Source organism: Streptomyces armeniacus, from assembly GCF_003355155.1.
GTDB lineage: Bacteria > Actinomycetota > Actinomycetes > Streptomycetales > Streptomycetaceae > Streptomyces > Streptomyces armeniacus.
In genome coordinates this window covers 7,111,783-7,136,864 of sequence record NZ_CP031320.1, presented here as the reverse complement: position 1 = coordinate 7,136,864, position 25,082 = coordinate 7,111,783, and the positions used below count along the sequence as shown (strand labels likewise).

The 25,082-nt window shown below is 72.9% G+C and carries 23 protein-coding genes, 1 tRNA gene and 3 pseudogenes; 12 read left to right on the top strand and 15 right to left on the bottom strand.

Annotated features, from left to right (window positions below; translation table 11 throughout):
- Positions 1-32: 32 nt before the first annotated feature.
- The 3 genes from DVA86_RS31035 to DVA86_RS31025 all read right to left on the bottom strand — a co-directional run bounded on the left by DVA86_RS31035 (position 33) and on the right by DVA86_RS31025 (position 3,372).
- A complete protein-coding gene (locus DVA86_RS31035; protein ID WP_208885386.1) occupies positions 33-617 on the bottom strand; it encodes a SigE family RNA polymerase sigma factor in 585 nt (194 codons plus the stop codon).
- 359 nt (positions 618-976) lie between these two features.
- Positions 977-2,077: an aspartate-semialdehyde dehydrogenase gene (locus DVA86_RS31030; protein WP_208883313.1), complete on the bottom strand. Its 1,101-nt coding sequence runs from the start codon at positions 2,075-2,077 to the stop codon at positions 977-979.
- Positions 2,074-3,372, bottom strand: coding sequence for an aspartate kinase (locus DVA86_RS31025; RefSeq protein WP_208883312.1), 1,299 nt, complete (start codon positions 3,370-3,372; stop codon positions 2,074-2,076). The genes DVA86_RS31030 and DVA86_RS31025 overlap by 4 nt, the downstream gene beginning before the upstream one ends.
- A gap of 741 nt (positions 3,373-4,113) precedes the next feature.
- On the opposite strand from DVA86_RS31025, the gene DVA86_RS31020 reads away from it, so the two are divergent.
- Positions 4,114-4,533, top strand: a complete 420-nt coding sequence (locus tag DVA86_RS31020) for a hypothetical protein (RefSeq protein WP_208883310.1) — start codon at positions 4,114-4,116, stop codon at positions 4,531-4,533.
- A 127-nt stretch (positions 4,534-4,660) separates the two neighbouring features.
- Positions 4,661-5,308, top strand: coding sequence for a class F sortase (locus DVA86_RS31015; protein WP_222623385.1), 648 nt, complete (start codon positions 4,661-4,663; stop codon positions 5,306-5,308).
- Here DVA86_RS31015 and DVA86_RS31010 read toward each other — a convergent pair.
- Together DVA86_RS31010 and DVA86_RS31005 are read right to left on the bottom strand one after the other, a co-directional pair.
- The gene (locus tag DVA86_RS31010; protein WP_208883309.1) at positions 5,277-5,864 is read right to left on the bottom strand and encodes a Uma2 family endonuclease; all 588 of its coding nucleotides are present in this window, start codon (positions 5,862-5,864) and stop codon (positions 5,277-5,279) included. The genes DVA86_RS31015 and DVA86_RS31010 overlap by 32 nt on opposite strands.
- A 114-nt stretch (positions 5,865-5,978) precedes the next feature.
- Positions 5,979-7,109 (bottom strand): annotated as a pseudogene (locus DVA86_RS31005) (aminotransferase-like domain-containing protein); the annotation flags it as partial.
- Positions 7,110-7,284: 175 nt separating this feature from the next.
- Between DVA86_RS31005 and DVA86_RS31000 the strand changes: the two are divergent.
- Positions 7,285-7,357, top strand: a tRNA-Arg gene (locus DVA86_RS31000).
- A 105-nt stretch (positions 7,358-7,462) separates the two neighbouring features.
- On the opposite strand, the gene map is transcribed toward DVA86_RS31000, so the two are convergent.
- Positions 7,463-8,245, bottom strand: coding sequence for a type I methionyl aminopeptidase (map, locus tag DVA86_RS30995; protein WP_208883307.1), 783 nt, complete (start codon positions 8,243-8,245; stop codon positions 7,463-7,465).
- 77 nt (positions 8,246-8,322) lie between these two features.
- Between map and DVA86_RS30990 the strand changes: the two genes are divergently transcribed.
- Complete coding sequence (locus tag DVA86_RS30990) at positions 8,323-8,637, top strand: helix-turn-helix transcriptional regulator (protein WP_208883305.1); 315 nt, start codon at positions 8,323-8,325, stop codon at positions 8,635-8,637.
- 183 nt (positions 8,638-8,820) lie between these two features.
- Here the strand turns inward: DVA86_RS30990 and DVA86_RS30985 are convergent, their stop codons facing one another.
- Positions 8,821-10,170 (bottom strand): phytase, encoded by a 1,350-nt coding sequence (locus tag DVA86_RS30985; protein ID WP_208883303.1) that lies wholly within the window; start codon positions 10,168-10,170, stop codon positions 8,821-8,823.
- A 189-nt stretch (positions 10,171-10,359) separates the two neighbouring features.
- The gene (locus DVA86_RS30980) at positions 10,360-10,710 is read right to left on the bottom strand and encodes a DUF3311 domain-containing protein (protein ID WP_208883301.1); all 351 of its coding nucleotides are present in this window, start codon (positions 10,708-10,710) and stop codon (positions 10,360-10,362) included.
- 339 nt (positions 10,711-11,049) lie between these two features.
- Between DVA86_RS30980 and DVA86_RS30975 the strand changes: the two genes are divergently transcribed.
- The 3 genes from DVA86_RS30975 to DVA86_RS30965 all read left to right on the top strand — a co-directional run bounded on the left by DVA86_RS30975 (position 11,050) and on the right by DVA86_RS30965 (position 13,573).
- On the top strand, positions 11,050-12,597 hold the full coding sequence (locus DVA86_RS30975) for a sodium:solute symporter family protein (protein WP_208883300.1): 1,548 nt from the start codon (positions 11,050-11,052) through the stop codon (positions 12,595-12,597).
- Between the two features lie 83 nt (positions 12,598-12,680).
- The gene (locus DVA86_RS30970; RefSeq protein WP_245997388.1) at positions 12,681-13,316 is read left to right on the top strand and encodes an RNA polymerase sigma factor; all 636 of its coding nucleotides are present in this window, start codon (positions 12,681-12,683) and stop codon (positions 13,314-13,316) included.
- Complete coding sequence (locus tag DVA86_RS30965) at positions 13,313-13,573, top strand: hypothetical protein (protein ID WP_245997386.1); 261 nt, start codon at positions 13,313-13,315, stop codon at positions 13,571-13,573. The genes DVA86_RS30970 and DVA86_RS30965 overlap by 4 nt, the downstream gene beginning before the upstream one ends.
- A gap of 138 nt (positions 13,574-13,711) precedes the next feature.
- On the opposite strand, the gene DVA86_RS30960 is transcribed toward DVA86_RS30965, so the two are convergent.
- Both DVA86_RS30960 and DVA86_RS30955 read right to left on the bottom strand, forming a co-directional pair.
- Positions 13,712-15,145 (bottom strand): aminotransferase class V-fold PLP-dependent enzyme, encoded by a 1,434-nt coding sequence (locus tag DVA86_RS30960; RefSeq protein WP_208883298.1) that lies wholly within the window; start codon positions 15,143-15,145, stop codon positions 13,712-13,714.
- 170 nt (positions 15,146-15,315) lie between these two features.
- On the bottom strand, positions 15,316-15,855 hold the full coding sequence (locus DVA86_RS30955; protein ID WP_208883296.1) for a Rid family detoxifying hydrolase: 540 nt from the start codon (positions 15,853-15,855) through the stop codon (positions 15,316-15,318).
- A gap of 234 nt (positions 15,856-16,089) precedes the next feature.
- On the opposite strand from DVA86_RS30955, the gene DVA86_RS30950 reads away from it, so the two are divergent.
- The 4 genes from DVA86_RS30950 (at position 16,090) to DVA86_RS30935 (ending at position 21,051) form a co-directional block, all read left to right on the top strand.
- Positions 16,090-16,872 (top strand): hypothetical protein, encoded by a 783-nt coding sequence (locus DVA86_RS30950; RefSeq protein WP_208883295.1) that lies wholly within the window; start codon positions 16,090-16,092, stop codon positions 16,870-16,872.
- Entirely contained in the window at positions 16,869-17,633 is a 765-nt protein-coding gene (gene cseB, locus DVA86_RS30945; RefSeq protein ID WP_208883293.1) for a two-component system response regulator CseB, read from the top strand. Before DVA86_RS30950 ends, cseB begins: the two co-directional genes overlap by 4 nt.
- A 2-nt stretch (positions 17,634-17,635) precedes the next feature.
- Positions 17,636-18,925, top strand: coding sequence for a HAMP domain-containing sensor histidine kinase (locus tag DVA86_RS30940; protein ID WP_208883292.1), 1,290 nt, complete (start codon positions 17,636-17,638; stop codon positions 18,923-18,925).
- Between the two features lie 200 nt (positions 18,926-19,125).
- Positions 19,126-21,051: a transglycosylase domain-containing protein gene (locus DVA86_RS30935; RefSeq protein ID WP_208883290.1), complete on the top strand. Its 1,926-nt coding sequence runs from the start codon at positions 19,126-19,128 to the stop codon at positions 21,049-21,051.
- 49 nt (positions 21,052-21,100) lie between these two features.
- Here DVA86_RS30935 and DVA86_RS30930 read toward each other — a convergent pair whose 3' ends face one another.
- The 4 genes and pseudogenes from DVA86_RS30930 to DVA86_RS35675 form a co-directional block, all read right to left on the bottom strand.
- Positions 21,101-21,676, bottom strand: a complete 576-nt coding sequence (locus DVA86_RS30930) for a hypothetical protein (protein ID WP_208883289.1) — start codon at positions 21,674-21,676, stop codon at positions 21,101-21,103.
- Positions 21,673-23,055 carry a hypothetical protein gene (locus tag DVA86_RS30925; RefSeq protein ID WP_208883287.1) on the bottom strand — a complete coding sequence of 461 codons (1,383 nt, stop codon included), beginning with the start codon at positions 23,053-23,055 and terminating at the stop codon, positions 21,673-21,675. Before DVA86_RS30925 ends, DVA86_RS30930 begins: the two co-directional genes overlap by 4 nt.
- Positions 23,052-23,861 (bottom strand): ABC transporter ATP-binding protein, encoded by an 810-nt coding sequence (locus DVA86_RS30920; protein ID WP_208883285.1) that lies wholly within the window; start codon positions 23,859-23,861, stop codon positions 23,052-23,054. The genes DVA86_RS30925 and DVA86_RS30920 overlap by 4 nt, the downstream gene beginning before the upstream one ends.
- Before the next feature lie 109 nt (positions 23,862-23,970).
- Positions 23,971-24,213: pseudogene (locus tag DVA86_RS35675) on the bottom strand (ethanolamine permease); the annotation flags it as partial.
- Here DVA86_RS35675 and DVA86_RS30910 point away from each other — a divergent pair.
- A pseudogene (locus tag DVA86_RS30910) lies at positions 24,192-24,518 on the top strand (cupin domain-containing protein); the annotation flags it as partial. The pseudogenes DVA86_RS35675 and DVA86_RS30910 sit on opposite strands and share 22 nt — an antisense overlap.
- Positions 24,519-24,636: 118 nt before the next feature.
- Here DVA86_RS30910 and DVA86_RS30905 read toward each other — a convergent pair.
- Positions 24,637-25,050, bottom strand: coding sequence for a very short patch repair endonuclease (locus DVA86_RS30905; protein ID WP_208885381.1), 414 nt, complete (start codon positions 25,048-25,050; stop codon positions 24,637-24,639).
- Positions 25,051-25,082: the final 32 nt, after the last annotated feature.

Here is a 25,082-nt window from a genome sequence, read left to right as displayed (position 1 = left end):
GTCATGCCTGTTCGGGTCTTCACCACGGGCACTCACGACGCCGCCTCCATGGCAACTCTGAGCGCGGCGATACCGCGGGAACCGTATGCCTTCACCGAACCGAGGGAGAGCCCCAGCACCTCTGCGACCTGCGATTCTGTCATGTCCGCGAAGTAGCGTAGCACCAGCACCTCGCGCTGCCTGCGCTGCAGACCGCCCAGCGCCTTCTTCAGTTCGTCACGCTCGATCCGGTCGTACGCGCCCTCCTCCGCGCTCGCCATGTCCGGCATCGGCTTCGACAGCAGCTTCAGGCCGAGGATGCGGCGGCGCAGCGTGGAGCGGGACAGGTTGACGACGGTCTGGCGCAGGTACGCGAGGGTCTTCTCGGGGTCGCGGACGCGCTTGCGGGCGGAGTGCACCCGTATGAACGCCTCCTGGACGACGTCCTCGCAGGACGCGGTGTCGTCGAGCAGCAGGGCGGCGAGCCCGAGCAGGGAGCGGTAGTGGGTGCGGTAGGTCTCGGTGAGGTGGTCGACTGTGGTGCCCGCTGTCATCGCGTCGTCAGCGCCCCCGCGTTCCGTCGACACCGACGCGGGTTGCGCTGGGCGCGCCGCCGGCCACGGCGCGATCACGGGCATGCCTCCGCTGCCGACGCGTACGCCGTGCCCAGGAGCTGTCGCGAACTCGAGTACCTCTGCCACGCCTGTTTGACACACATCCCCCCGTCAGGGTTGTACGCGTGAGCGCCCTGATTGCTCTTCGCATTAAATGCCCTCATGCGTACCAGCTCTTCCCCAATGCCCCAAAACTCGCGGCGGCTTCGTGCCCTGACAACGGAGATTCCGGCGATACCAAAGACGCTCCCCCGCGGACCGCCGGTTGCGGAGTGGAGGAGCGAAATTCTCGTTCAGAGTACGCGTCGCCAGCCAGCGGCCTGGACCTTTGAACTGATTACAGTTCCTTCACAACTGGACGCGGTCCGCCACCGGCTTCCGACTCAGTGCCCGGATACGACGGCCTCGGCGATTTGCACCGTATTGAGCGCCGCGCCCTTGCGGAGGTTGTCGCCGCAGACGAAGAACTCCAGCGCCCGCGGATCGTCCGGCGAGCGCCGCACCCGCCCCACCCACGTCGGATCGGTGCCCACCACGTCGGCGGGCGTCGGGAACTCCCCCTCGGCCGGGTCGTCGCACAGCACCACGCCCGGCGCGTTCGCCAGGATCTCGTGCGCCGCCCCCACCGACACCTCGCTCTCGAAGCGCGCGTGCACCGACAGCGAGTGCCCGGTGATCACCGGCACCCGTACGCACGTCGCGACCACCCGCAGCCGCGGCAGGTCCAGCACCTTGCGCGTCTCGTCGCGCAGCCGCTGCTCCTCGGAGGTCCAGCCGTCCGCGGCGAGTTCGCCCGCGAACGGCACCACGTTGAGCGCGATCGGAGCCGGAAACGGAACGGTCCTGCTGACCGCGCGCCGGACATCGCCCGGCTTCGTCCCCAGCTCCGTGCCCGCCACCAGGGCGAGTTGCTCGCGCAGCACCCGTACGCCCTCCGTACCGGAGCCGGAGACCGCCTGGTACGAGGACATGATCAGCTCGTCGAGGCCCCACTCCGAGTGCAGCGCGCCCACCGCGACGATCATCGCGAGGGTCACGCAGTCCGGGTTCGCGATGACGCCGCGCGGCCGCACCCGGGCCGTGTGCCCGTTGATCTCGGGCACGACCAGCGGCACGTCCGGGTCCGTACGGAACGCCGCCGAACTGTCCACCACCACCGCACCCTTGGACGCCGCGATCGGCGCCCACTGCGCCGCCACCTCGTCCGGCACGTGCAGCAGCACCACGTCGGCGCCGTCCAGCGCCTCCTCGGTGAGCGCCAGCACCTCGACCTGCTCGCCGCGGAGCGTGAGCTTCGTACCGGCGGAACGGGCCGAGGCGATCAGCCGGATCTCGCCCCAGACGTTCTCCCGTTCGGACAGCAGCCCGCGCAGCACCGACCCGACGGCGCCGGTCGCACCGACGACCGCCAGGGTCGGCTTGCCGTGGAAGGCGTCTGAGCCGTCGGCGCGGACCTGGCCGCTGCCGCCGGGGCCGGAGTTCACCGGCCGGTGCCCCCATAGACGACGGCCTCGTCGCTGTCGCTGTCCAGGCCGAACGCGGTGTGCACGGCGCGCACGGCCTCGTTCACGTCGTCCTCGCGGGTCACCACGGAGATACGGATCTCGGAGGTGGAGATCAGCTCGATGTTGACGTCCGCGTTGGACAGCGCCTCGAAGAAGGTCGCCGTGACACCGGGGTTGGTCTTCATGCCCGCACCGACGAGCGAGATCTTCGCGACCTGGTCGTCGTAGCGCAGCGAGTCGAAGCCGATCTCGCCCTGCGCCTTCTCCAGCGCCCCGATGGCCTTGCGGCCCTCCGTCTTCGGCAGCGTGAACGAGATGTCCGTCAGACCCGTCGTCGCCGCGGACACGTTCTGCACGACCATGTCGATGTTGATCTCGGAGTTCGCGATCACCCGGAAGATCATCGCGGCCTCACCCGGCTTGTCGGGCACCCCGACCACCGTGACCTTCGCCTCCGAGGCATCGTGCGCGACGCCGGAGATGAGCGCCTGTTCCATCGACTGTTCCCCTTGTCCGCTCTGTCCGCCGCGGCCGCCCGGCGGCTCGCTGCTTACCCATGTGCCCCGCATGCCGGAGAACGACGACCGTACGTGAATCGGCATGTTGTACCGGCGCGCGTACTCCACGCAGCGGTGCAGCAGCACCTTGGAGCCGGAACTCGCCAGCTCCAGCATGTCCTCGAACGAGATCCAGTCGATCTTCCGCGCCTTCTTCACCACGCGCGGGTCCGCGGTGAACACACCGTCCACGTCGGTGTAGATCTCGCAGACCTCCGCGTCCAGCGCGGCGGCCAGCGCCACCGCGGTGGTGTCCGAACCGCCGCGGCCGAGCGTGGTGATGTCCTTGCTCTCCTGCGACACGCCCTGGAAACCGGCGACGATCGCGATGTTGCCCTCGTCCACCGAGCTCTGGATACGGCCCGGGGTCACGTCGAGAATCCGCGCCTTGTTGTGCACGGAGTCGGTGATCAGACCGGCCTGGCTGCCGGTGAACGACTGCGCCTCGTGGCCCAGCGATTTGATCGCCATCGCCAGCAGGGCCATGGAGATGCGCTCTCCGGCGGTCAGCAGCATGTCGAACTCGCGGCCGGACGCGACCGGGGACACCTCTCCAGCGAGATCGATCAGCTCGTCCGTCGTGTCACCCATCGCCGAGACCACGACGACGACCTGATGGCCGTTCTTCTTGGCTTCAACGATCCGCTTGGCAACGCGCTTGATGCCCTCGGCATCGGCAACGGAGGAGCCGCCGTACTTCTGCACGACAAGGCCCACGTGTGCTCGCTCCTCGAAACTCTCACCGGGACCCGTTTCGGCCGGGGTCCCGCGTTCGGCCCAGTTTACCGAGCGGGCGGGACAGTCCCCGCCGCTCTCACGCTGTGAGACGTACCGCGGCGCCGCTCGGATGACACCGCGCCCCCGGCCGCTCACCGGCCGGCGGCACAACCGCGGCCACGGCCCCGCGGGCCGGCCCCGGCACTCCGGGCCGAAGGCCCCACGGGCCTGGCTCCGGCCCGGCACGGCCCGGCACGGACTGCTCCGCCGTACGCCGGTCGGCCGGCCTCGGCCCATCCCTGGGCCGGCCCGCCACAGCGCGGCAGGCGAGCGCCACATCGCACCCGCCCAGCAGCCAACCCTGCCCGCTCCCCGGCCCGGCCCACGGAAACGTGCGACACCTCACAGGTGGCGCGGGGCGGGGGCGCGGGGCGCGTACGGCCGCGGCGCGGGGTCCCGTACGGCGGCGGCCCGGGGCGCGTACGGCGGCGGCGCGGGGTCCCGTACGGCCGTGCCCGTGCGGCGGCGCGCTGGCACAGACCGGCCCGTTCCGCTTCCCGTCCGGGCCCTTCGGCGACCCGAGGGCGCGGGCGCGTACGGGGCGGCGCGCGCGGGACCCACGTACGGAGGAGCAGGTCAGCGGCGTGCCTTCACCCGAATGGCCCTGCCTGGATGGCTGCTCCCGTGAATGGGGCGAACCGTGGCATTGGAGTGAAAACCCCGAAACTCCGGGAGGTTCCCATGCGTCTCCGTGTAGCCGCCGCCACCGGCGTACTCGCAGTTGCCGCCCCGCTGTCGCTGTCGGGGGTGGCGTACGCCGCACCCGAGGCGCCCGCGGCACCCGCCGAGAAGGACTGCAAGGACTACGGCTCCCAGCAGAAAGCCCAGAAGACGTACGACTCGGACAGCTCCGATCCCAACAACCTCGACACCGACAAGGACAAGAAGGCGTGCGAGGAATGGCCTCCCGGACCGGGCGACCCCTCGAACGCGGACAGCGGCGAGAAGCCCAAGGGCTCGGTCGACGCGGGCGGCGGCGGCACGGCCGGGCAGGACCCGGCCGGTGTCACGCTGCCGCTGGGCATCGCGGCCGGCGCGTCGCTGGCCGCGGCGGGCAGCGTGATCGTCGTACGCCGCCGCCGGGCAGGCTCGGATTCCTGAGCACCGCGCCCGCCTCCGGCCCCGGGACCCGGTCCGGTCCCGGGGCCGGACCGGCGCGCGTTCCCCCGCCCCGTACGGGTCGCCGCCCCGGCCCCCCTCCCGTGGCGTCACCGCGCTGTGCGCGTGGGTGTGCGCGGCCGCCTGCGCGCTGGCCGCCGCCGGCTGCGGCGCGGGCGGGGGCGCGCGGGGCGGCGGGCCGCCGGACGCGGCGGTACGTACGGAGGCGCCGGCCCCGGAGCCGCAGGCGGAGTCGGGCGACGGCGGAGGCGGGGACCGCGCGCACCGCCCGGCGCACCCGGAACACCGGGCAGCCGACCCCGTACGCGTCCGCATCCCCGCCATCTCGGTCAGCGCCGCCGTCGGCCCGCTCGCGCTCGGCACGGACCGTACGCTGGCCACCCCCGAGAACCCGGCCCGTACGGGCTGGTGGCGCGACGGCCCGGAGCCGGGCGAAGCGGGCCCGGCGGTGATCGTCGGCCACTACGACTCGGACACCGGCCCAGCCGTCTTCCACCGCCTGCGTGACCTCCGCGCCGGCGACCGCATCTACGTCGACCGCACCGACGGCACCACCGCCGCCTTCCGCGCGGCCGAGATCACCAGCCACCGCCAGTCCGCCTTCCCCACGGCCCGCGTCTACGGCGACACGAACGGCCGCGCGGCCCTCCGCCTCATCACCTGCACCGGCCCGTACGACCGCGCCGCGGGCCACTACCTGGAGAACCTCGTGGTGTACGCGGACCTCACCGCGTCCGGGGACGCCCGATCGCGGTGAGATCGACATCGACGGCGAACGGCACGGTCACCTTCAACTGCTCGTGGTGGATGCCGGTGACGGCGTACGTACGGGTGGCGGGCTCCAGCTCGAAGACGTACACGACCGGCCGACCGCCGTCGTCCTCCACCCGCCAGTAGTGCGCGATGCCCGCGGCCGCGTACTTGCGGGGCTTGGTCTCCCGGTCCCGGTCCACGGAGTCGGGGGAGACGACCTCCACGGCGAGCAGCACGTCCTCGGGCTGAAAGCTGGTCTGGTCATGCCGAGTGAGCGCCTCTGCCCGCACGACAAGGACGTCCGGCTCCGGGCGGTTCCGAGGCCCGAGAATCACCGTCATCTCCCGGAAGACATCCAGCTCCGGGGGGGCTGCCTCGAGCAGCCGATTCTCCAGTAGGCGCATGGCACGAACGTGGAAGGCAGACTGCGGACTCACGAAGACGAGGCTCCCGTCGATCAGCTCCGTGTGCGGAGGCAGATTGGGGAGCCGGTCCAGGTCGTCGGCGGTGTATCCGCCCACCGGCGGCTGGGGCCACTCATACTCGGGCTCGACACTCATCACTGCTCCCATGAGCTGGATACTCGCCGACGGCTTCAGGCTACCCGCACCGTATCGCCGGACGTTCGTCCGAACGGGTGAGGGCTTACGTACCGTGACCGCCGGCGCGGCTCGTCAGCGCGCCGCCCGCAGGGCTTCGCCCAGGGTGGTCAGGGCCGTGGTGATGTCCGACGGGGGGCTCGCCGCGTAGCCCATGACCAGGCCCGGGCGGTCCGGGTGCTGGTGGTGCCAGGAGAGCGGGTGGACCTTGACGCCGCGTTCCAGGGCCGCCGCGGCGAGGGCCGTGTCACTGAGGCCGGTGTCCGGGGCGAAGGTGATCATCAGGTGCAGGCCGGCCGCGGCGCCGTGGACGACCGCGCCCGGGAGGTGGGCGCGGATGCCGTCGATCATCGCGTCGCGGCGGCGCCGGTGGCGACGGCGGAGGTGGCGCAACTGTCGTTCCAGCGCGCCCGATTCCATCAGCCGGGCGAGCACGAGCTGGGTCAGGACGGCGTTGCCGAGGTCGGCGTACCGCTTGGCGTCGACGAGCGCGGCGCGGTGGCGCGGTGGCGCCAGCACCCAGCCGACGCGGAGGGCGGGGGCGAGGAGCTTGGAGACGCTGCCCGTGTAGCAGACCCGTTCGGGCAGCATGGCGTGGAGGGCGGGCACGGGGGCCCGGTCGTAGCGGTGCTCGGCGTCGTAGTCGTCCTCGACGATCAGCCCGCCGTCGCCCGACTCGGCCCACTCCATCAGCGCGCGCCGCCGCTCGCCGCCGAGGACGACGCCGGTCGGGAACTGGTGCGCCGGGGTGAGGAGTACGGCGGGGGCGCCGCTCGCGCGGAGCGCGTCGACCCGTACGCCCTCCGCGTCGACGGGCACCGGCGGCGTGTCCATGCCGCAGTACCGCAGATGCTGCCCGGTGCCGAGCGAACCGGGGTCCTCCACGGCGATCGCGCCGACCCTGTCGTCCCGCAGCACCCGCGCGATCAGGCCGAGCGCCTGCGCCACGCCGGACACGACGAGCACGTCGTCCGGTTCGGCGCGGATCCCCCGGTTGCGGGCCAGCCAGTTGACGACGGCGCGGCGCAGGGCAGGGGCGCCGCGCGGGTCGCCGTAGCCGAAGTCGGAGGGTGCGAGGCCGCCGAGGACGGCGCGTTCGGCGCGCAGCCAGGCCGTACGGGGGAACGCGGCCAGGTCGGGCACGCCGGGCGTCAGGTCGATACGGGCGGGGGCGGCGCGCAGGGCGTCGAAGACGTCCGCGGCGGGCCATTCTGTTTTCTTCTTCCTGCTTCCACTCTACTGTCTTCCCTGCTTTGCGTTTTTTTTTTGTAACGATCACGCCACCCCCGACATCCCCCCCTAAGCCTTCGTCGGCAGCTTCGGATGTGTATAAGAGCCACCCGCTACACTGTCGGGTGCTGCCGGACCACCGGCCGTATCCGCCTCCGTAGCTCAGGGGATAGAGCACCGCTCTCCTAAAGCGGGTGTCGCAGGTTCGAATCCTGCCGGGGGCACTTACAGCTTCCACAGGACGGCTCGTGGCCTTGCTGGTCGCGGGCCGTTTGGCGTGGTCCTCCGGCCCCGACACGGTGGCCGGTACGGTGGCCGGTACGGCGACGTCACGGCCGCATGTGCTTCGGGAGGGTGAGGATGTCGGCTCCGTCGGCGGTGATGGCGATCGTGTGCTCGCTGTGTGCCGTACGGCAGCCCGTCGCGCTCCGGAGCGTCCAACCATCCGCGTCGGTGACGAGTTCGGCGGTGTCCGCCATGACCCACGGCTCCAGCGCGAGCAGCAGTCCGGGGCGCAGTTCGTAGCCGCGGCCGGGGCGGCCGGTGTTCGCAACGTGCGGGTCCTGGTGCATCGTTGAGCCGATGCCGTGGCCGCCGAACTGAGTGTTGACCGCGTACCCCGCCTCGCTGAGGACCGTGCCGATGGCATGGGAGAGGTCGCCGATGCGGGCCCCGGGCTTGGCGGCGGCGATGCCCGCGGCGAGCGCGCGTTCGGTCGCGTTGATCATCGCGACGCTCTCGGGGTGCTCCCCGTCGCCCACGAGGAAGCTGACGGCGGCATCCGCGGCGACCCCGCCCTTGGAGACGGCGAGGTCGAGGGTCAACAGGTCGCCGTCGGCGAGCGCGTAGTCGCGGGGCCGTCCGTGGAGGACGGCGTCGTTGACGGCCGTGCAGATGTAGTGGCCGAACGGGCCGCGCCCGAAGGACGGCGCGTAGTCGACGTAGCAGGACAGGGCCCCCGCCTCGGTGATCATGGCTTTGGCCCACCGGTCGATGTCCAGCAGGTTCGTGCCTGCCGTGCTGCGGCCCTTCAGCGTGTGCAGGATGTCAGCGACCAGGGCGCCTGTGCCCGCTGCCCGGGTCAGCAGGGTGGGGTTCAGGATCTCGATCATGCGGCGCCCTTCAGGTGACCGGTAACTGTGACCAATAACTATACCGGCCATACTATACCGGCATTAGAATCGGCCCCATGGTCAGGTTGCCGCTCACCCCCGCAGACATCGAACGCGGACAGCGCCTCGGCGCCCTCCTCCGCCAGGCCAGGGGGGAGCGCTCGATGCTTGATGTCGCGCTCGCCGCCGGGGTCTCGCCGGAAACCCTCCGGAAGATCGAGTCGGGCCGCGTGGCCACCCCCGCCTTCCCGACGATCGCAGCCATCGCCGATGTGCTCGGGCTCTCCCTCGATACGGTGTGGGCCGAGATCAGCCGGCCCGGCGGCGCGCTCGCCTCGGCGGATTCGGCGAGTTCAGGCCGCCGCGGCGCACGCGAGCGGCTGGCCTCGTAGGTTCCGGACCGGCGGCCCGCAGAGAGGTCGTGCGCGGCAGAGAGGCCACAGAGAGGTCGTGCGCGCGGCACCCTTCGAAGACGAGACCTTCGGCCGCGCACACGACCTGCCGCACATCCGCCCGTAAGTGAGCCCGCCCCGGGCCTTCCGGCCCCGGGGCGGGCTCACCGCCGTCGCGGAGGTTCAGTCGTCGAGGGCGTCCAGGACGTCGGCGAGGTCGACGAACTTGAAGCCCGTGGCCTCCCGGTCGCCGTCCTCCGGTTCCGTGTGGCCGTCCTGTACGACCAGCAGGCCGTCCGGGTAGCGGGCGCCCAGCGGCTCGTTGAGCACGTCCGCGCCGTCGCACTCCTCGGAGCCGTCGAGGGTTCCGGACGCGGCGGTCACGCGGAAGCCGCCCTCGTACTCGTAGTCGTCGGAGGCCTCGCGGTCGAACGCGGCGAAGCTGCTGTCGCCCTGGCTGGAGGTGAGGAGGTAGCCGTCCCCCTCGTCCTGCCGCAGCAGCGTCAGCCCCTCCACGTCGGCGGACACATGCGTGCCTCCGAAGCCGGGGTCCTCCCCGGGCACGCACTCGTCGGACGGTTCGTCGTACTCGGCGGGGACGCCGTACTCGCGGACCTTGTCCTGAATCACCGGCCCGCCCGTCAGATCGGCCGGCATGCGCCAGACGCCGACGTCCTCCTGGCCGGCGAAGAGCGTGTCCGTCTCCGGGTCGACGACCATGCCCTCGACCTGCGGCCCCTCGCCGGGGTCGCCGCAGGGGGACCAGGCGGTGCCGTCGGGCATCGTGAAGGTGCCGGGCAGCTCGACGGTGCGGACGTGCCGGTAGGTGACCGTGCCGTTCGCCGTCGCGGTCAGTTCCAGCAACGCGATGGCGGTGGTCGCGTTCTGGCTGACCAGCGCGTACGAGCGGCCGGTCGCGGCGTCGGTGAAGGTGGCGAGGCCGTACGCGGTGCTCTCCTCGTTGACCTCGTCCTGCGAGCCGGAGAAGATCCACGGCGCGGAGGGGTCCGTGACGTCGGTGAGCGGGGCATCGGGCCGGTCGCCGTCGATGCGGTGGACACGCAGCTTGTCGCTGCCGCGGTCGCTGGTGACGGCCAGGTCGGCGGGGCCCGGGCCCAGCTTCATGCCGTGTACGAGATCGACGTTGTTGAAGCGGCCCGGGGCGTCGTCGGGGCCGGGCGCCTCGGGTGCGGGGATGGACTGCACCTCCTCGGCATCGAGGTCGTAGACGCGCAGGCCGCCTGTCTTGGCGGTGGCGATCACGAGGCTGGCGTCCGGGTCGGCGTCGTTGCGCCAGATCGCCGGGTCGTCGGCGTTGGCGTCGCCGCCCTCGTCATCGTCGAACATCGCGGCGGTCTCGGCACGGGGAGCGATCCCGGGCAGTGCGGCACGGTCGGCGGCGCCCGCGGTGGCGCTGTCGGCGCTGTCCGCGGAGCTGTCGTCGGCTCCCGCCGCGGGCACCGTCGCGGTGCCGGCGAGTACCGCCAGGAACGCGGCCAGTGCGACGGCACCGGAACGTCTCTTTCTGGTCATCGGCACGGACAATCTCCTTCTGGTCAAAGGGAGTCGGGCGGCACCCGGCCGGTCTTCGTACGCCGGTCCCACTATGGGCGGATGACATGCTCACGACCATGGGCGGGAATCAGGCGACATCCCGGTTGCCGGCTCATGACGGGCAGGCGGCCGGGCTTGGACAAGCGCCGTCTCCCGGCCCGTGCCGGATCAGCCCGGGCCCCGCGCCGGCGAGGCGTCCGGGCGCGGCGGCGCCGCGGCGGCGGCGCCGGCCGTACGGGCCCGGCGGCGCAGCAGTCCGGCGCAGGCCAGCAGTACGGCGGCGAGCGGCACCCACAGGAGCTGGTACCAGTAGAAGAACGGCCAGCCCAGCAGCCGGGGTTCGGTCCGCAGGCTCACGGGTGCGAGCAGCGGCCCGGCGAACGCGGCCGCCAGGCACAGCCGGGCGGCCGTACGGGCCCTCGTGCCGCGCAGCCATGCGGCCGTACGGGCCCTCGCGCCGCGCCTCCAGGCAGCCGTACGGGCTCCCGCACCGCGTGGCTGAACTTGCCCTGCACACATCCGGCGACGCCTCTCCCCGCCGGCCCGGCGGGCACTGTCAGGCCAGGTGGGAGCGGCACTCCGAGCGCGGTCCCACCACGTGACGAAGGTCTGTTCTTTGGCTGGAATCAGTGGTTCACTCCTGGACTGTCAGAGCTCCCTCCTCCACACCGGTGACTCGTACGGCCTCGTGACGGCCGCCCGGAAAGGGTTCTGCGTCCGGTAGTTGCGCGTCGGCCCGCGAGGGTTTACCGCGAGGCGGCCGGACTTCCGCCGACGGCGGCCGCGCGCCGCCGTCCGGGCCGCTGGAGGTCCGGTGTCCGCAGTCGGGCACCGGGCCGCAACGAGCATGGAGGAGCCATGAACAACCCCGCCGCCGTGACCGCGTGCGTCGCCGTCGTACTGGTGGCCTCCGTGGTCGCACTGGGGGGCGCCCGCCTCGGCAGGGCGGCCGGCGTCAGGGCGGACCTGGAGGACTGGGCCCTCGCCGACCGCGGGCAGCGGGGAGGGCTGATCTGGTGCCTGCTGGGCGGCACCGTCTACACCGCGTACACGTTCACGGCCGTGCCCGGCGCGGTCTTCAGCTCGGGCGGCATCGGGTTCTACGCGCTGCCGTACACGATCATCATCTGCACGCTCGCGTTCGTCCTGCTCCCGAAGCTCGCCTCGACGGCACGCGCGCACGGGCACATCACCGTCGCCGACTTCGTACAGGAGCGCTACGGGTCGCCGCTGCTCGGGCTGGCCGTTGCGCTCACCGGGATCTTCGCGACCATGCCGTACATCGCGCTGCAACTCCTCGGGCTGCGCGCCGTGCTGAGCGTGCTGGGGCTGCACGCGGACGGTGTGGCGGGCGACTTGGCGCTGACGGCGGTGTTCGCGGTGCTGGCCGTGTCGACGTACCGGTTCGGGCTGCGCGCCCCGACGGTGGTGTCCGTCGTGAAGGCGGTGCTCGTCGTCGGCTCCACGCTGGCCATCGGCGCCTTCGTGTTCGGGCGGGTGGGTTCGCCAGGGGAGCTGTTCGCGCGGGCCGACGCGGTGCTCGTCGCGCGCGACGGCGTCTCCACGCTGGTGCCCGACCCGTCGCTGGCCTTCGCGTACATGTCCCTCGCGCTCGGTTCGGCGCTCGCGCTGTTCGCCTTCCCGCACGTGCTGATGGTCGCGTTCTCCGCCCGCACGGGGTCGGTGCTGCGCCGGACGTCGGTGACGCTGCTCGGCTGGACGGCGATGCTCGGACTGTTCGCCGTGTTCGGGGTGGCGGCGCTCGCGGCGGGCGTCAGACCACCGCCGGGGCGCTCGGAGTTGGCGATTCCACTGCTGGTGCTGGACATCGCGCCGGGGTGGGCGGCCGGTCTGCTGCTGGGCGCGCTCGTCGTGGCGGCGCTCGTGCCCGCGGCGGTGATGTCGATCGGCGCGGCGACGCTGTTCGCGCGGAACGTGTACCGCGAGTTCGTCAACCCCAAGGCCACCCCGGCGCAGGTGACGCGTATGGCGCGGCTGATGTCCCTGGTCGTCAAGGTCGGCGCGCTCGTGTTCGCGCTGGGGCTGCGCGACCAGGCGGCCATCAACCTCCATCTGCTGGGCGCCGTGTGGGTGCTGCAGGTCCTGCCGGTGATCGTGCTGGGCCTGCTGCACCGGACGCCGCACCGGATCTCGCTGCTCGCGGGCTGGCTGGTCGGCATGGTCGTGGGGACGGCGCTGGTGAACGTGAGCGGCTTCACCTCGCTCGTACGGGTCCACGCCGGCCCGGTCGACGTGCAGGTGTACGCGGGCCTGGTCGGGCTCGCCCTCAACCTCGCCGTCGTCGCCCTCGCGAGCCCGCTGCTGGACCGGATCGGCGTTCCGCGCGGACTGTCCGGGGTGCTGCGGCCGGTCCGGACCGTACGCGGAGGGGGGACGCTGCGGTGAGGGGTACGGAGAAGCCCTGGCACCGGGACGGCGGTGCGGCGCGGAGCAACGGGGCCGAACTGACAGGGAGCAACGGACCCGGAGTGGCCGCAGAGAGCAACGGGCAGGGGGCGGCGGCGCGGGAGGACACCGCGCGGAGCGGTCCGCCCGGCACGTCCCAGGGCCCGTACGGCCCGGAGGCGGGCGCGCCGATCCCGCCGGACGCCGACCCCGGCGTGGACCTGCGGGACGTGGCGCGCGAGTCGGCGCTGATCAGCCTGTTCGACGGGTACCACGCCCAACTGGTGCGTCTGGCCGTGCTGCTGGGCGCGGAGCAGGACGCCGAGGACGTGGTCGCGGAGGCGTTCTGCGTGCTGCACCACCGCTGGTACCGGCTCCGTGCGCCGGACGCCGCCCCCGCGTACCTTCGTTCTGTGGTGTGCAACCTCGTACGGATGCGGATACGGCGCCTCCAGGTGTCGCGGCGCCACGCGAGCGTCGAGGTGTCCGACATCGACTCCGCCGAGTCCACCGCGATGCTGCACGAGGACCAGCGGCAGGTCGTCGACGCGCTCAAGCAACTGCCCGGCCGTCAGCGCGAGGCCCTGGTGCTCCGCTACTGGATGGACCTCAAGGAGAGGGAGATAGCCGAGGCGATGGGGATCAGCGCGGGCACCGTGAAGTCGCACATCTCCCGCGGGATGGAGGCGCTGTCGCGCGCGCTGGAGACGCACCGATGAGTGTGGACGACCCCGAGGTCCGGCTCCGGGAAACGCTCGACTCACTGGCGCAGAACGTCACTCCGTCCCCCGACACGTACGCCAGGGCGCGCGCGGAGTGGCAGCGGCGCGAACGGCGCCGTCGGCTGGTCATGCTGGTGCTGGCGGTCGTGATCGTGGCCGTGGCCGACCTGGTGGGCCTGTGGGCGCTGAACTCGCTGTCGGAGCCGGAGCGGCCGCCGCGCAACGAGCGCGTCGACGTGATCGTCCAGCCCTGACGCGTCAGCCCGGCTGACGCGTACGTCCGGCACTGACGCGTACGGAACCGCCGTACGACTCCGCAGGGAGTCGCACGGCGGTTCCGCAGGGAGTCGTACGGCGGCACCGTACGGCGGCGTACGGCGGCTCCGTACGGTTCAGCGCATCGTGCCTGACAGCTTCCACAGCGCGTCGACGACCCGCTCCACGTCCTTCTTCTGGTGGAAGAGGTGCGTGGACACCCGGACCACGTGGTGCGGCCTGTCCGAACCGGCCACCGGGAAGTCGCTGGTGCGGATGGTGATTCCGTGCTCGTCCTTGAGCCGCTCCACGAGTGCCGTCGTCTTCTCCCCGTCGTACACGTCGCCCGCGTCGCGGAACGGCGCGAACGAGGTCAGCGCGCACGTCAGACGGGGGTCGTCCTTCGGTGAGTACAGCGCCTTCACGCCCCACCGCTCGGCGACGAGCTCCTTCAGGTGGTCGGACAGCCCGACGACGCGCTTCTCGATGCGCTCGCGCCCGATGCGGTCCCACACCTCGCAGGCGCGGCGCACGCCCGCCATGATCGCCATGCTGCCGTTGCCGACCTGCTGGAGCTGGGCCGCGATGTCGTAGCTCTCCTTCGGCCCGTCGGTGCGGGGCGGCACGCCGCCCTCGGACGGGTAGCCGCTGGAGACCACCGGCCAGAACTCGGGCAGCGGGTTGGGGTTGTAGCGGTCCAGGACCTTGTTGCGGAGGTAGAGCAGGCCCGTGCCGCCGGGTGCGCACTGCCACTTGGCGCCCGCTCCGGCGAGGAAGTCCACCCCGAGCTGGTGGAAGTCGTACGCCATCATGCCGGGGATGTGCGCGCCGTCCACGACGCTGATCAGGCCGTGCTCCTGGGCGAGTTCGGCGAGCATCCGGATCGGCAGCATGGTGCCGGTCTTGTAGGTGGGGGCGGAGAACAGCAGCACCTTGGTGCGTGAGGTGATGGCGCCGCGGAAGAGTTCCACGTAGTCCTCGGCCCGCTGGTCGTTGCCGACGGGCAGCGCGACGCGCTTGATCCGTACGCCGTACCGGTCGCGCAGGAGCGCCATCGGCACGTTGCCGCCGGAGTGCTCGTGGTTGGTGGTGAGGATCTCGTCGCCCTCCTTGAGGGCGAGCCCGGCGAGGATCTTCGACATGCCGTCGCTGGTGTTGTGGGAGACGGCGAGTTCGTCGGGGTCGCAGCCGTGGCCCCGGGCGGCGACAGCCCGTACGTCGGCGAAGTCGCTGTACGCGGCGATGGCACCGGCGGCCACCTCGCGGTGCGTACGGTCGACGATCTCGACGACCTCGCGGGGCGGCGAGCCGACGGTGCCGACGTTCATGAACAGGACGTCCTTGTCGAGCATGAACAGGCGCTCCACCGCGTCCCAGTAGCCCGGCGACGAGGGCGAGGGCAGCCGCGCGGCGGTGAGTCCCTCCGGCGCGGCCGCATGCGCGAAGGGCGCTCCGGCGACGGTCCCGACCCCGGCCGTGGCGGCTCCGGCGCCGAGCAGCCCGACGAAGCCCCGGCGGGAGAAGCCGGAGCGGGCGGCGGGGGTACGGGTGGTCAGTCTCTGTGGTGCCATGTCGTGTACTCCTTCGAGAGTCACTGAGGGCGCGAAACAGGGATGAGTCAGGGCAAATCGAAGCGGCTGGGCGCGGCGTGGAACCGCGCCGGCCGGACGGCGGTTGATCGGGTCAGAGGTACGCCGGCGGGCAGCCGGCGGAAACGGAGGCCGGGGCCGCCGAGCCGGGCTCAGCGCACGGCCATGGCGGAGATCTCGACCTTCGCGTCACGCGGCACGCGCGCGACCTCGACGGTGGCCCGCGCGGGCGGCGCGGAGGTGCCGAAGAACTCGGCGTAGGCGGCGTTGAACCGCTCGAAGTCGTCCAGGTCGGCGACGTAGACGGTGGTGGACACGACCTGCTTCAGGGACATCCGGTCGGCCCTGAGGATGGCCTCGACGTTGCGCAGCACCAGCCGCGTCTGCTCCTCGATCGACGAACCGGCCGGAATCGACCCGGTCTTCGGGTCGATGGGCAGCTGACCGGAGACGAACGTGAGGTTCTTCGCGGAGATCCCCTGCGAGTAGGGGCCGATGGCCTCCGGCGCGTCCGGCGTCGAGATGACGCGGTGCCCGCCGCCTCCCCGGTGCCCGTCTCCCTGCCCGTCTCCCTGGTGGGCGACGGCCGTCGCCCCGCCGGCGCCTGCGGCCAGCAGCGCGGCCGCGGCGACGACTCCCAGTACGCGCCGGCGCCGACGGCCCGGCCACAGTCGTTCTCTCAAGTTCGGCATTCACTGTCCTCCCGCACACAACAGCACGTGGACACGCCCCGTTCGGGGCGCTGCGTGCTGGTTGGTTGCGGAAGGGCGGGCAGAGGTTTACGCGTTTGGCCGGATTCTTACGGCGCGGGCCGGCGTACGGGCGGCGTACGGCTCCACTGGAGGACCGCGGAGGCAGCACCGTACGGGGCCCGTGCGCGTACGGAGCCCGCCGGGCCCGCGCCGTACGCCAGTACGCTGGCGGCGATGCACACCGTCCCCGTACGCACCACCGGCCCCGCCCCGCGCACTCCGCGCGGGCGCGTACGGGTGCCCGCGGTCGCCGCCCTGCTGCTGGCCGGGGCCGCCGCCGCGGCGGGCTGCGCGGCGGAGGGGGGCGCGCGGGACGGCGGTCCCGCGCCCAGCCTGTCGGCGCCGCCGAGCGCATCGCCGCTGTGGCCGGAGCACACGCCGCCGACGGAGGACGAGAGAGAGCGGGTCACCGAGCCGTACGCGCCGGTCAAGGCCACCGTGCCGGCGGGCGGGCTGCGCGAAATGGAGGTCAGGGACCTGATCCTGAGGGACCCGAACGTGCCCGGCCGGTTCGCCGCGGGCCTCAAGCGCTGCCCGGGGCAGCCCTGCGGGCTGCGCGAGCCCGTGCACCGGGACCTGACGGGTGACGGCGAGGACGAGCTGCTGGTGGCGCTGGACGAGCCGGACTCGGGGCTCACCCTGATCGAGGTGTACCGGGCCGACGGGCGCACCGTGCAGCCGGTGCTGGTCTCCTGGGGGGTGTCGGGAATGACGTCCGCCGTCATCGGCCGGGACCTGGTCATCACCGGTCTGAGCGTGGGTGCCGGGCCGGGCACGGAGGGCCGGGTGACGACCCGGTACCGGTGGAACGGCACGCAGATGAGGCCCGTCCCGCCGGAAACCGGTCAGCGCGGCGCGCCCGACGGGGACATCGACAGCGTCGTCCCCGTACCGGAGGCGAGCCCGGCACCCCCGGAGACGAGCCCGGCACCTCGGGGGGCGAGCCCGGCACCATGACGTCCGCACACCCCGAGCACCGCCGCGGCGACGCCGCCGAGGCGCACCTGCTGATCGTCGAGGACGACGAGGTCATCCGGAACACCGTCCGCATGCTCCTGGAGCGCTACGGCTTCACCGTGTCCACCGCGGGCGACGGCCTCACCGGGCTGGAGATCTTCCGCGACGAGCGGCCCGACCTGCTGCTCCTGGACATCATGCTGCCCGAGCTCGACGGCATCGGGCTGTGCCGCCGTATCCGCGAACTGAGCCTGGCGCCGATCCTGATGATGTCCGCGCGCGGCGACTCCCTCGACATCGTGTCCGGGCTGGAGGCGGGCGCCGACGACTACGTCGTCAAGCCGGTGGAGAGCGCCGTCCTCGTGGCCCGTATCCGCTCGCTGCTGCGCCGTTCGGCCTTCGCGTGCGCACCGTACGGTGCCGGGGGCACGCACCGTACGGGCGACGGCACGGGCTGCGGCGGCGAAGGGGGCGGGTCCACGGTGGTGTTCGGCGATCTGGCCGTCGACAGCAAGGGGATGGAGGTGCGCCGGGGCGGCGAGGTGGTGGCGCTGACCCCGACGGAGCTGCGTTTGCTGCTGGAGTTCACGCGCTCGCCGGGCGTGGTGCTGGAGCGCCGTACGCTGCTCAACCGAGTGTGGGACCACGCCTGGCACGGCGACACCCGCGTGGTCGACCTCCATGTGCAGCGGCTGCGGGCGAAGATCGGCGCCGGACGGATCGAGACCGTCCGCGGGTTCGGCTACAAGCTGCGGCGCTGACGATGGCACTTCGATGGCGGATCGTCCTCCTGGTGGCGGCGGCGACGTGTGCCGTGGCGGCGGCGGTCGGCGTACTCGTACACAACGCCTCCCGCGACCACGAGCTGTCCCAGGCGCGGCAGACCGCCCGTACGACACTCGACCGCGCCGCGGCCGCCTACGCCCGCACCGGGGACGTGGCGGGCTCCGGTGCCGAACTCGACGCCCGGAACGTGCCGGACGAGTTGCGGGAGCTCGTACGGGACGGCCGGCAGGGCACCGAGTACACGGGCGGGCCCGGCGGGCCCTCGATGTGGGCCGCGCGCCCCGCAGGGGACCGGGTGCTGTCCGTACGCGTCGACATGCGCACCACCATGCGGGACATCGGCGCGCTCGACACCAACATCGTCGTCGCGGGGCTGGTCACCACCGCCGTCGTCCTCCCGATCGGCGCCCTGACGGCCGCGCGCATGAGCCGCCGGCTGCGCACCGCCGCGGGCACCGCGCGGCGCATCGCGGCCGGCGACCTGAACGCCAGGATCGGCGCGAAGCCCCGCCCGGACGACGAGATCGCCGAGATCTCCCGTGCGGTCGACTCGATGGCCGCGGCGCTCCAGGAACGGCTGCGCAGTGAGCAGCGGTTCACGGCCGACGTCGCGCACGAACTGCGCACGCCGCTCATGGGCCTGGTCACCGCGGCGGAACTGCTCCCCGGCGGCGAGGCCGCCGGATACGTACGGGACCGGGCGCGGGTCCTCAGCACCCTCGTGGAGGACCTGCTGGAGATCTCCCGGCTGGACGCGGGCGCCGAGGAGGCGGATCTGACGGCGTGCGCGGTCGGACCCCTGGTGGAGGAGGCCGTCGCGCGCGCCGCGCTGCCCGCCGAACTGCGCCTGGAGGGAGCCGGATCCGCGGAGGACGGGGACGGCAGGGACGGCGGGATCAGCGGGGACGGCGGGAAGGTGTGGACGGATCCGCGGCGGCTGGAACGCATCGTCGCGAACCTCCTCGTCAACGCCCACCGGCACGGCCGGCCCCCGGTCGAGGTGACGGTGGAGGTGTCGGCAGACGGCGGGACGGTGACCGTACGCGACCACGGCCCCGGCTATCCGGAGGATCTGCTCAGGGACGGCCCGAAGCGGTTCCGTACGGGTGCCAAGGAGCGCGGCCGCGGCCAGGGGCTCGGCCTGACCATCGCCCGCGGGCAGGCGGAAGTCCTCGGCGCCGCCCTGGAGTTCGGCAACGCGGACGACGGCGGGGCGATCGCCACCGTACGGCTGCCGATTGCGGACCCCGCGCCCGTACGCGACTGACCGCCGCCCGTACCCGCCGGACCGCCACCTGTACGCGCCGGACCGCCGTCCGTACGCGCCGGACCGTCGCCCGTACGCGACTGACCGTCGCCCGTACCCGACGGACCGATGGCAGACCGATACACGGCTGATACATCTCCGAGCACCGTCCGACATGCCGCCTTGCACCCGCCAAGATCTCCGTCTCCGAGGGTGGCGCCATGCGTACCAGGTGGCGGATCCCGGCAGCCGGGATCACGAACAGGATCACGAAGCAGAGGAAGCACCGGAAGCAGCGCACGCGCGGGACCCGGCCGGGCAGAACGGGCATCCGCAGACTCCTCACATGGAGGAAGCTGCTCGCCGCGCTCCTCGTGCTCATCCTGCTGCCGACCGGCGCGTTCACCGTCCTGTACTTCACCGTCGACGTCCCCGAGGCCAACCGGCAGGCGCAGGCGCAGAGCAACGTGTACCTGTACAGCGACGGCACCGTCGCCGCCCGCACCGGTGACATCAACCGCGAGTCCGTGCCGATCGGGCGGGTGCCCGAGGCGGTGCGGCACGCGTTCGTCGCGGCCGAGAACAAGTCGTTCTACGAGGACGCCGGCCTCGACCCGGTGGGCCTCGCACGCGGCCTGGCCAACACCGCGCTGGGCAAGGGCACTCAGGGCGGCTCGACGATCACCCAGCAGTACGTCAAGAACTACTACCTCAGCCAGGAGCAGACCCTCACCCGCAAGGCGCGGGAGATGGTCATCTCCCTCAAGGTCGACCAGCGGAACTCGAAGGACGAGATCCTCGCCGGATATCTCAACACCAGCTACTTCGGTCGCGTCGCGTACGGCATCCAGGCCGCGGCACGCGCGTACTACGACCGGAACGTCGAGGACCTCACCGTCGCCCAGGGCGCCTACCTCGCGGCGCTGCTGCAGGCACCCAGCCAGTACGACTGGTCCGCGGCCGAACCCGCCGTGAAGAAGCAGATCAAGGCGCGCTGGAACTACGTACTGGACAACATGGTGGACAGCGGCTGGCTCGACGGCGCGGAACGGCGCCGCATGCGGTTCCCCGCGCCCGTGGCGCCCAGTCCCGCTCCCGGACTGGGCGGGCAGGCCGGCTACTTCGTGGACGCCGCCCGGCGGGAGCTGCTCGAATCCGGCGTCAGCGAGCAGGAACTGGCCGCAGGCGGCTGGACGATCACCCTCACCATCGACCGCGCCCGGCAGCGGGCCCTGGAGAAGGCCGTCGCGCGGCACCTCGACGGCGAGGACGGCGAGGCCAAGGGCGCGGGCAGGGACGTACAGGGCGGCGCCGTCTCCGTGGCACCGGAGACCGGCCACGTGGTCGCCCTCTACGGCGGCCGCGACTACACCCGGCACTACCTCAGCAACGCCACCCGCTCCGACTACCAGTCGGGCCCGGCCTTCCAGCCCATCGCGGACGCCGCGGCGCTGCAGCGGAAGGTACGGCGGTACTCGGACGGGGAGCAGGCCGCCGTGAGGCCGACGGAGGGCAAGGGAACGGCGCACGTACGGAAGACCGCCGTGGACCTCGGCGTGGACCCGGACACCGGCGGCTACGGCGCCCGCGGCGCCGTACGGCTGGGCCTGGTCGGCGTCAGCCCCATGGAGCTGGCGGGCGTCTACGCGACGCTCGGCCGCGAGGGCACGAAGGTCACCCCGTCGGTCGTGAAGTCCGCGGTCCGCGGCGGCGAACGCGCCCGGCTGCCGGACTCCGTGGGCGGCCGTGCCGTCGAGCGCGAGACGGCCGGCCTGGTCACGGACGGCCTCACGGACCCGTACGGATGGCAGGGCGCGGACGGATGGCAGGGCGCGGACGACAGTGGCGCGGGCGGCGGAGCTGACAGGGGCCGCGGCGTCCCCGGCGTCCCCGCGAAGCTCCCGTACGGGCTCCCCGTGGCCGTGGTGTCCGGGCCCTCGGACGACAGGAAGGCCGCCTGGCACGTCGGCTACACGCCCGAACTGGCCACCGCCGTCGGCGTGTTCGGCGAGCGGCACGGGACGTCCGAGCAGACCGCGCTCGACGGCCCCGCGCGCGGCATACCCGACCGCATCTGGGCCGACTACACGGGCGAGGCCCTGTCCGACACCTCGTCCGCCGACCGCGCCGCGGAGGCGGCCGGGTGACCGGCACCGTACGGCAGACCCGTACGCACCGTACGGTCGCGTCCGCGGCCTACCGCCTCGGTCCCGCGAGGGCGTACGCGGCGGTGCCGGCGGCCGCGAGCACCGCGGCCGTCCAGGTGGCCGCCGCCGTGCCGGGCGGCACCAGCATCCACGTCGCCATCTGCGCCGGCACACCCGACGGCGGCGGGGCGAAGAGCGCGAACGACAGCCAGCCGAACGGCAGCGTCCACGCGTACCTCGCCCCGCACACCGCCGCCCCCGCCGCGGCGAGCCCTGCCAGCCCCGCGCCGTCCCGTACGACGAACGCCAATGTCGCCAGGTCCTCGCCGAGGGCCTGCGCCGCCAGCAGCGCCGCGCAGACGGCCGTACCGATGAGCACGACGTGCGCCGCCCTGCGCGGCGCCCAGCGGATCGCGGCCGTACGGTCCAGCGCGAGGTCGTGCCCGCCGAGTCCGGTGGAGGCGGCCATCGCCCCCGCCGCGAGGGCGAGTACGGGCAGCCGCGGGTCGCCGGGCCCCCGGCCGCCGTCCCCGGCGAGCGCCCACACCGCCACCGCGCTGAGCACCACGGCGGCGAGCGAGGCGGGCACGTGCCGCGCACGCGCGTACAGCGTCAGCCATCTCACCGGGTCGCACCGCCGTTCAGCACGTCGAGTGTGAAGCCCTCGCAGCGGAGGGCGGCGTCTCTGGCCGCGGTGATCCGGGCGAGCTGTTCGGCGCGTGGCAGCGCCGTGAGCCTCTTCCACACGGGGCGGGCGAGGGCGAGTTGGTCGTCCGCCGCGTGGACGGTGCCGCCGAACGGTTCGAGGTCCCCGAGGACCCAGCCCGCCGCGACGCTCTGCGCCGCGAGCTCCCCGGTGATGCCGCTCTCGCGGTCGCTGCGGGCGAAGCACGCCGGTGCCAGGGCCTGGGCGATCAGGGCGCGGGTGAGATCCTCGCCCTTCGCACCGGCGATCATCCCGTCGTCGAAGTCGACGAGCACCGTACGGGAGGACCGTTCCGGCGTGTCGCCGATTCCCCGCAGGGCGGTGCTTTCCCGGACCGTTGCCGGTGCGCCGTCGCCGAGGGCGGTGCGCAGCAGGCGCAGTGCCCTGCGGGCAGGGCCCGCGACGTCGGCGAGCCGCCCCTGGTGCATGGCCGTGACGCACACCGGGCCGTCGCACACGCGCTCCGCGGCGGCCTCGTCGACGACGTACGTGTGGCGCGGGTCGGAGGGGAGGACGAGCAGGGCGAGCGCCGCGCCCGCCAGTACGGGTGTGAGGGCGAGCAGCCGGGCCCGCCGGGACACGGCCGTCAGCAGGGCGAAGCCCGTCGCGGCCATGCCGAGCAGCCAGAGCGCCTGCCCGGTGTGCGCGGAGGCGGAGAGGGTGAGGAGCGCCTCGCGTACCTGTGCGGCGGCAGGTGACAGCAGCGACAGCCGGTTCGGCGCCAGTGGTGTCGGCACCGCCTCGTCCGGTGACGGCTGGCAGAGGACCGTCACGGCGAAGGCGGCCACGGCCAGCGCGGGCGGGGTCAGCGCGGACGGCAGGGCGCGGGCCGCCCCCATGCCCAGGACGGCGCCCGCGACCAGGGCGAACGCCCCCACCAGCGACACCGGCAGCCAACCGGCGTGCCCGTACGAGGTGTTGGCGAACACCTGGACGCCGCCCAGGAGGACGAGGAGCGCGTAGGCGGAGACCAGCGTGAGCGCCGTCGTACCCGCCACCGCGGCGCCCCGGTGCCAGGCGGGCCGCGGAGTGCTCGCCAGCAGCTCGGTCATACGCGAACGGTGGTCGCGCAGCCCCTGGAGCGCGCCGAGGCCCACGGCGAGCGGCCACAGGAACACCAGCAGGGAGCGCGTCCACAGGGCCATGGACGTCCACTGCTCCGTCCACGCGGCGGTGCCCCGCCACCACGGTCCGCCGCCCAGCGCGTACAGGAACGCCAGCGCCGTCCCCAGTACCAGGGCGCCTGCCCAGGGGGCGGTGGAACGCCGCAACTCCGTAGCCGGCACACGTACGTTCACCAGGCGCCCCTTTCCCGGCCGGGGCTCCGGAGCAGCGCGGAGTAGCCGCGCTCCAGCGGGCTGTCGCCCTCGTGCCCGTCGCCGCCCGCCGCGGCCAGGTCGTCCGGGGTGCCCTGGAACACCAGCCGGCCCTCGGCGAACAGCACCACGTCGGTGCAGGCGGCGGCCACGTCCTCCACCAGGTGGGTCGAGACGACCACGCAGGTGTCCGCGCCCACTTCCTGGAGCAGTTCGCGGAACCGCAGCCGCTGCGCCGGGTCCAGTCCGGCCGTCGGCTCGTCCAGCAGCAGGACCGACGGGTCGTTGACGAGGGCCTGCGCGATGCCGGCGCGCCGTACCATGCCGCCGGACAGCGCCTTCATCCGCTCGTCGGCCCGGTCCGCCAGGCCAACCCGCTCCACGGCGCGCTGCACGGCCGCGGGGATGTCCGCCTTGGGCACCTCCTTCAGCCAGGCCATGTACTCGACGAACTCGCGGACCGTGAAGCGCTTGTAGTAGCCGAACTCCTGCGGCAGGTAACCGATCCGGCGGCGCACCGCACGGTGCTCACCGGCGCCGCCCGCGGACTTGCCGAACAGTTCGAGGGTGCCGCCGGCCGGGCGCAGTACGGTGGCCAGCGCCCGTATGAGGGTGGTCTTGCCTGCCCCGTTGGGGCCGAGGAGGCCGTGTACGCCGGTGCCCAGGGACAGGTCGAGCCCGTCGACGGCCATCCGTTTCCGGCCGGCTCTGACCTTCAGCCCTTCGGCCCGGATCTCCCAGGCGTAGGGGGTCGGTGCGAGGTCGGCGGTGCTCACCGCGGGCGTCATGCGGTTCCTCTCGGGGGGGTGTGCCGTTGTACCGGGGGTTCTGGCGGGTTGTGCCGGGGGTTCTGGCGGTGCGTGCCCGGGTGGCGGGCGCGGGGAGCGCGGAACGGGAGCCGGGGCCGGGGGTGGGGAGGATCGAGGAGGGGTCGGCGGGCGAGAAGACCATGCAGGTGGACAGCAGGCCCATCAGCACGGTGGCGATGGCGAGGCGGCCGAAGCCGCCCTGGGCGAGGCGGAAGTTCCAGCGCGCGTAGTCGCCGGAGACGACGTACGCGACGCCGAGCCCCGTCAGCAGCAGCCAGCCCGCGCTGCCCCGGCGCAGGGTGCGGCGCTGGAGGTACGCGTCCTCCTCGGACCCGCCACCTCGGCGGCCTGCACGCGTACAAACAGATCCTCCCGGCCCCCGAGACCCCCCGGCAGTCCCGGCCCGAGCAGGGCATGCACGAGGGCTACGAGTGGCTCTACGTCCTCTCCGGCCGCCTGCTCCTCGCCCTCGGCGAGCACGACCTCGTCCTCACGGCGGGCGAGGCGGCGGAGTTCGACACCCGCGTCCCGCACGCGGTCGCCAACGCGGGCGACCGCCCCGTCGAATGGCTCGCCCTCTACGGCCCGCAAGGCGAACGCCTCCACGTCCGCGCCCGCTCCACGCCCACCGCGTGACTCCCGGCTCCCCTACGAGGGGCGGGACCCGGTCAGTCCGTCGGCAGCGGGCGCATGCTCTCGAAGTGCCTTTCCCGGTACGTTCCCAGGCCCCGCTCGTGCATCGGCCACCGCGGGTTCACGCTTTGCCGCGCCGCGAGATCACGACTTCGCGCACCCGCTCGGCGGCCTCTGTCGGGCTTTCGTGCTCCCAGACCCGTACGGCGAGCCACCCCGCCGCCGCCAGCTTTGCGTCCGTGTCCGCATCGCGCGCTCGGTTGCCCTCGATCTTCTTGCGCCAGAAGTCCGCATTGTTCTTCGGCCACGTTGCGTGGTCCGGGCATCCGTGCCAGAAGCAGCCGTCCACGAAGACCGCGACGCGAGTCGGCCCGAACACGAGATCCGCCTCTCGCCGCACGCTCTTCAGCGGGCGCTTGTGCACCCGGTAACGCAGCCCCGCGGCATGCAGGGCACTCCGCAGGCTCAGCTCCACCTGCGTGTTCCGACTCTTCTGCTTGCTCATCCGGGCACGGACGGCCGCCGTGGTCTCCATGGGTTCCACCCCGCCATTGTGACGGTCGCGTC

Coding starts and splice junctions, on each gene's coding strand:
- DVA86_RS31035 (WP_208885386.1), bottom strand. CDS start 617: ATGCCCGTGATCGCGCCGTGGCCGGCGGCGCGCCCAGCGCAACCCGCG.
- DVA86_RS31020 (WP_208883310.1), top strand. CDS start 4,114: ATGCGTCTCCGTGTAGCCGCCGCCACCGGCGTACTCGCAGTTGCCGCC.
- DVA86_RS31010 (WP_208883309.1), bottom strand. CDS start 5,864: ATGAGTGTCGAGCCCGAGTATGAGTGGCCCCAGCCGCCGGTGGGCGGA.
- map (WP_208883307.1), bottom strand. CDS start 8,245: ATGATCGAGATCCTGAACCCCACCCTGCTGACCCGGGCAGCGGGCACA.
- DVA86_RS30990 (WP_208883305.1), top strand. CDS start 8,323: ATGGTCAGGTTGCCGCTCACCCCCGCAGACATCGAACGCGGACAGCGC.
- DVA86_RS30985 (WP_208883303.1), bottom strand. CDS start 10,170: ATGACCAGAAAGAGACGTTCCGGTGCCGTCGCACTGGCCGCGTTCCTG.
- DVA86_RS30980 (WP_208883301.1), bottom strand. CDS start 10,710: ATGTGTGCAGGGCAAGTTCAGCCACGCGGTGCGGGAGCCCGTACGGCT.
- DVA86_RS30975 (WP_208883300.1), top strand. CDS start 11,050: ATGAACAACCCCGCCGCCGTGACCGCGTGCGTCGCCGTCGTACTGGTG.
- DVA86_RS30965 (WP_245997386.1), top strand. CDS start 13,313: ATGAGTGTGGACGACCCCGAGGTCCGGCTCCGGGAAACGCTCGACTCA.
- DVA86_RS30960 (WP_208883298.1), bottom strand. CDS start 15,145: ATGGCACCACAGAGACTGACCACCCGTACCCCCGCCGCCCGCTCCGGC.
- DVA86_RS30955 (WP_208883296.1), bottom strand. CDS start 15,855: ATGCCGAACTTGAGAGAACGACTGTGGCCGGGCCGTCGGCGCCGGCGC.
- DVA86_RS30950 (WP_208883295.1), top strand. CDS start 16,090: ATGCACACCGTCCCCGTACGCACCACCGGCCCCGCCCCGCGCACTCCG.
- cseB (WP_208883293.1), top strand. CDS start 16,869: ATGACGTCCGCACACCCCGAGCACCGCCGCGGCGACGCCGCCGAGGCG.
- DVA86_RS30940 (WP_208883292.1), top strand. CDS start 17,636: ATGGCACTTCGATGGCGGATCGTCCTCCTGGTGGCGGCGGCGACGTGT.
- DVA86_RS30935 (WP_208883290.1), top strand. CDS start 19,126: ATGCGTACCAGGTGGCGGATCCCGGCAGCCGGGATCACGAACAGGATC.
- DVA86_RS30920 (WP_208883285.1), bottom strand. CDS start 23,861: ATGACGCCCGCGGTGAGCACCGCCGACCTCGCACCGACCCCCTACGCC.
- DVA86_RS30905 (WP_208885381.1), bottom strand. CDS start 25,050: ATGGAGACCACGGCGGCCGTCCGTGCCCGGATGAGCAAGCAGAAGAGT.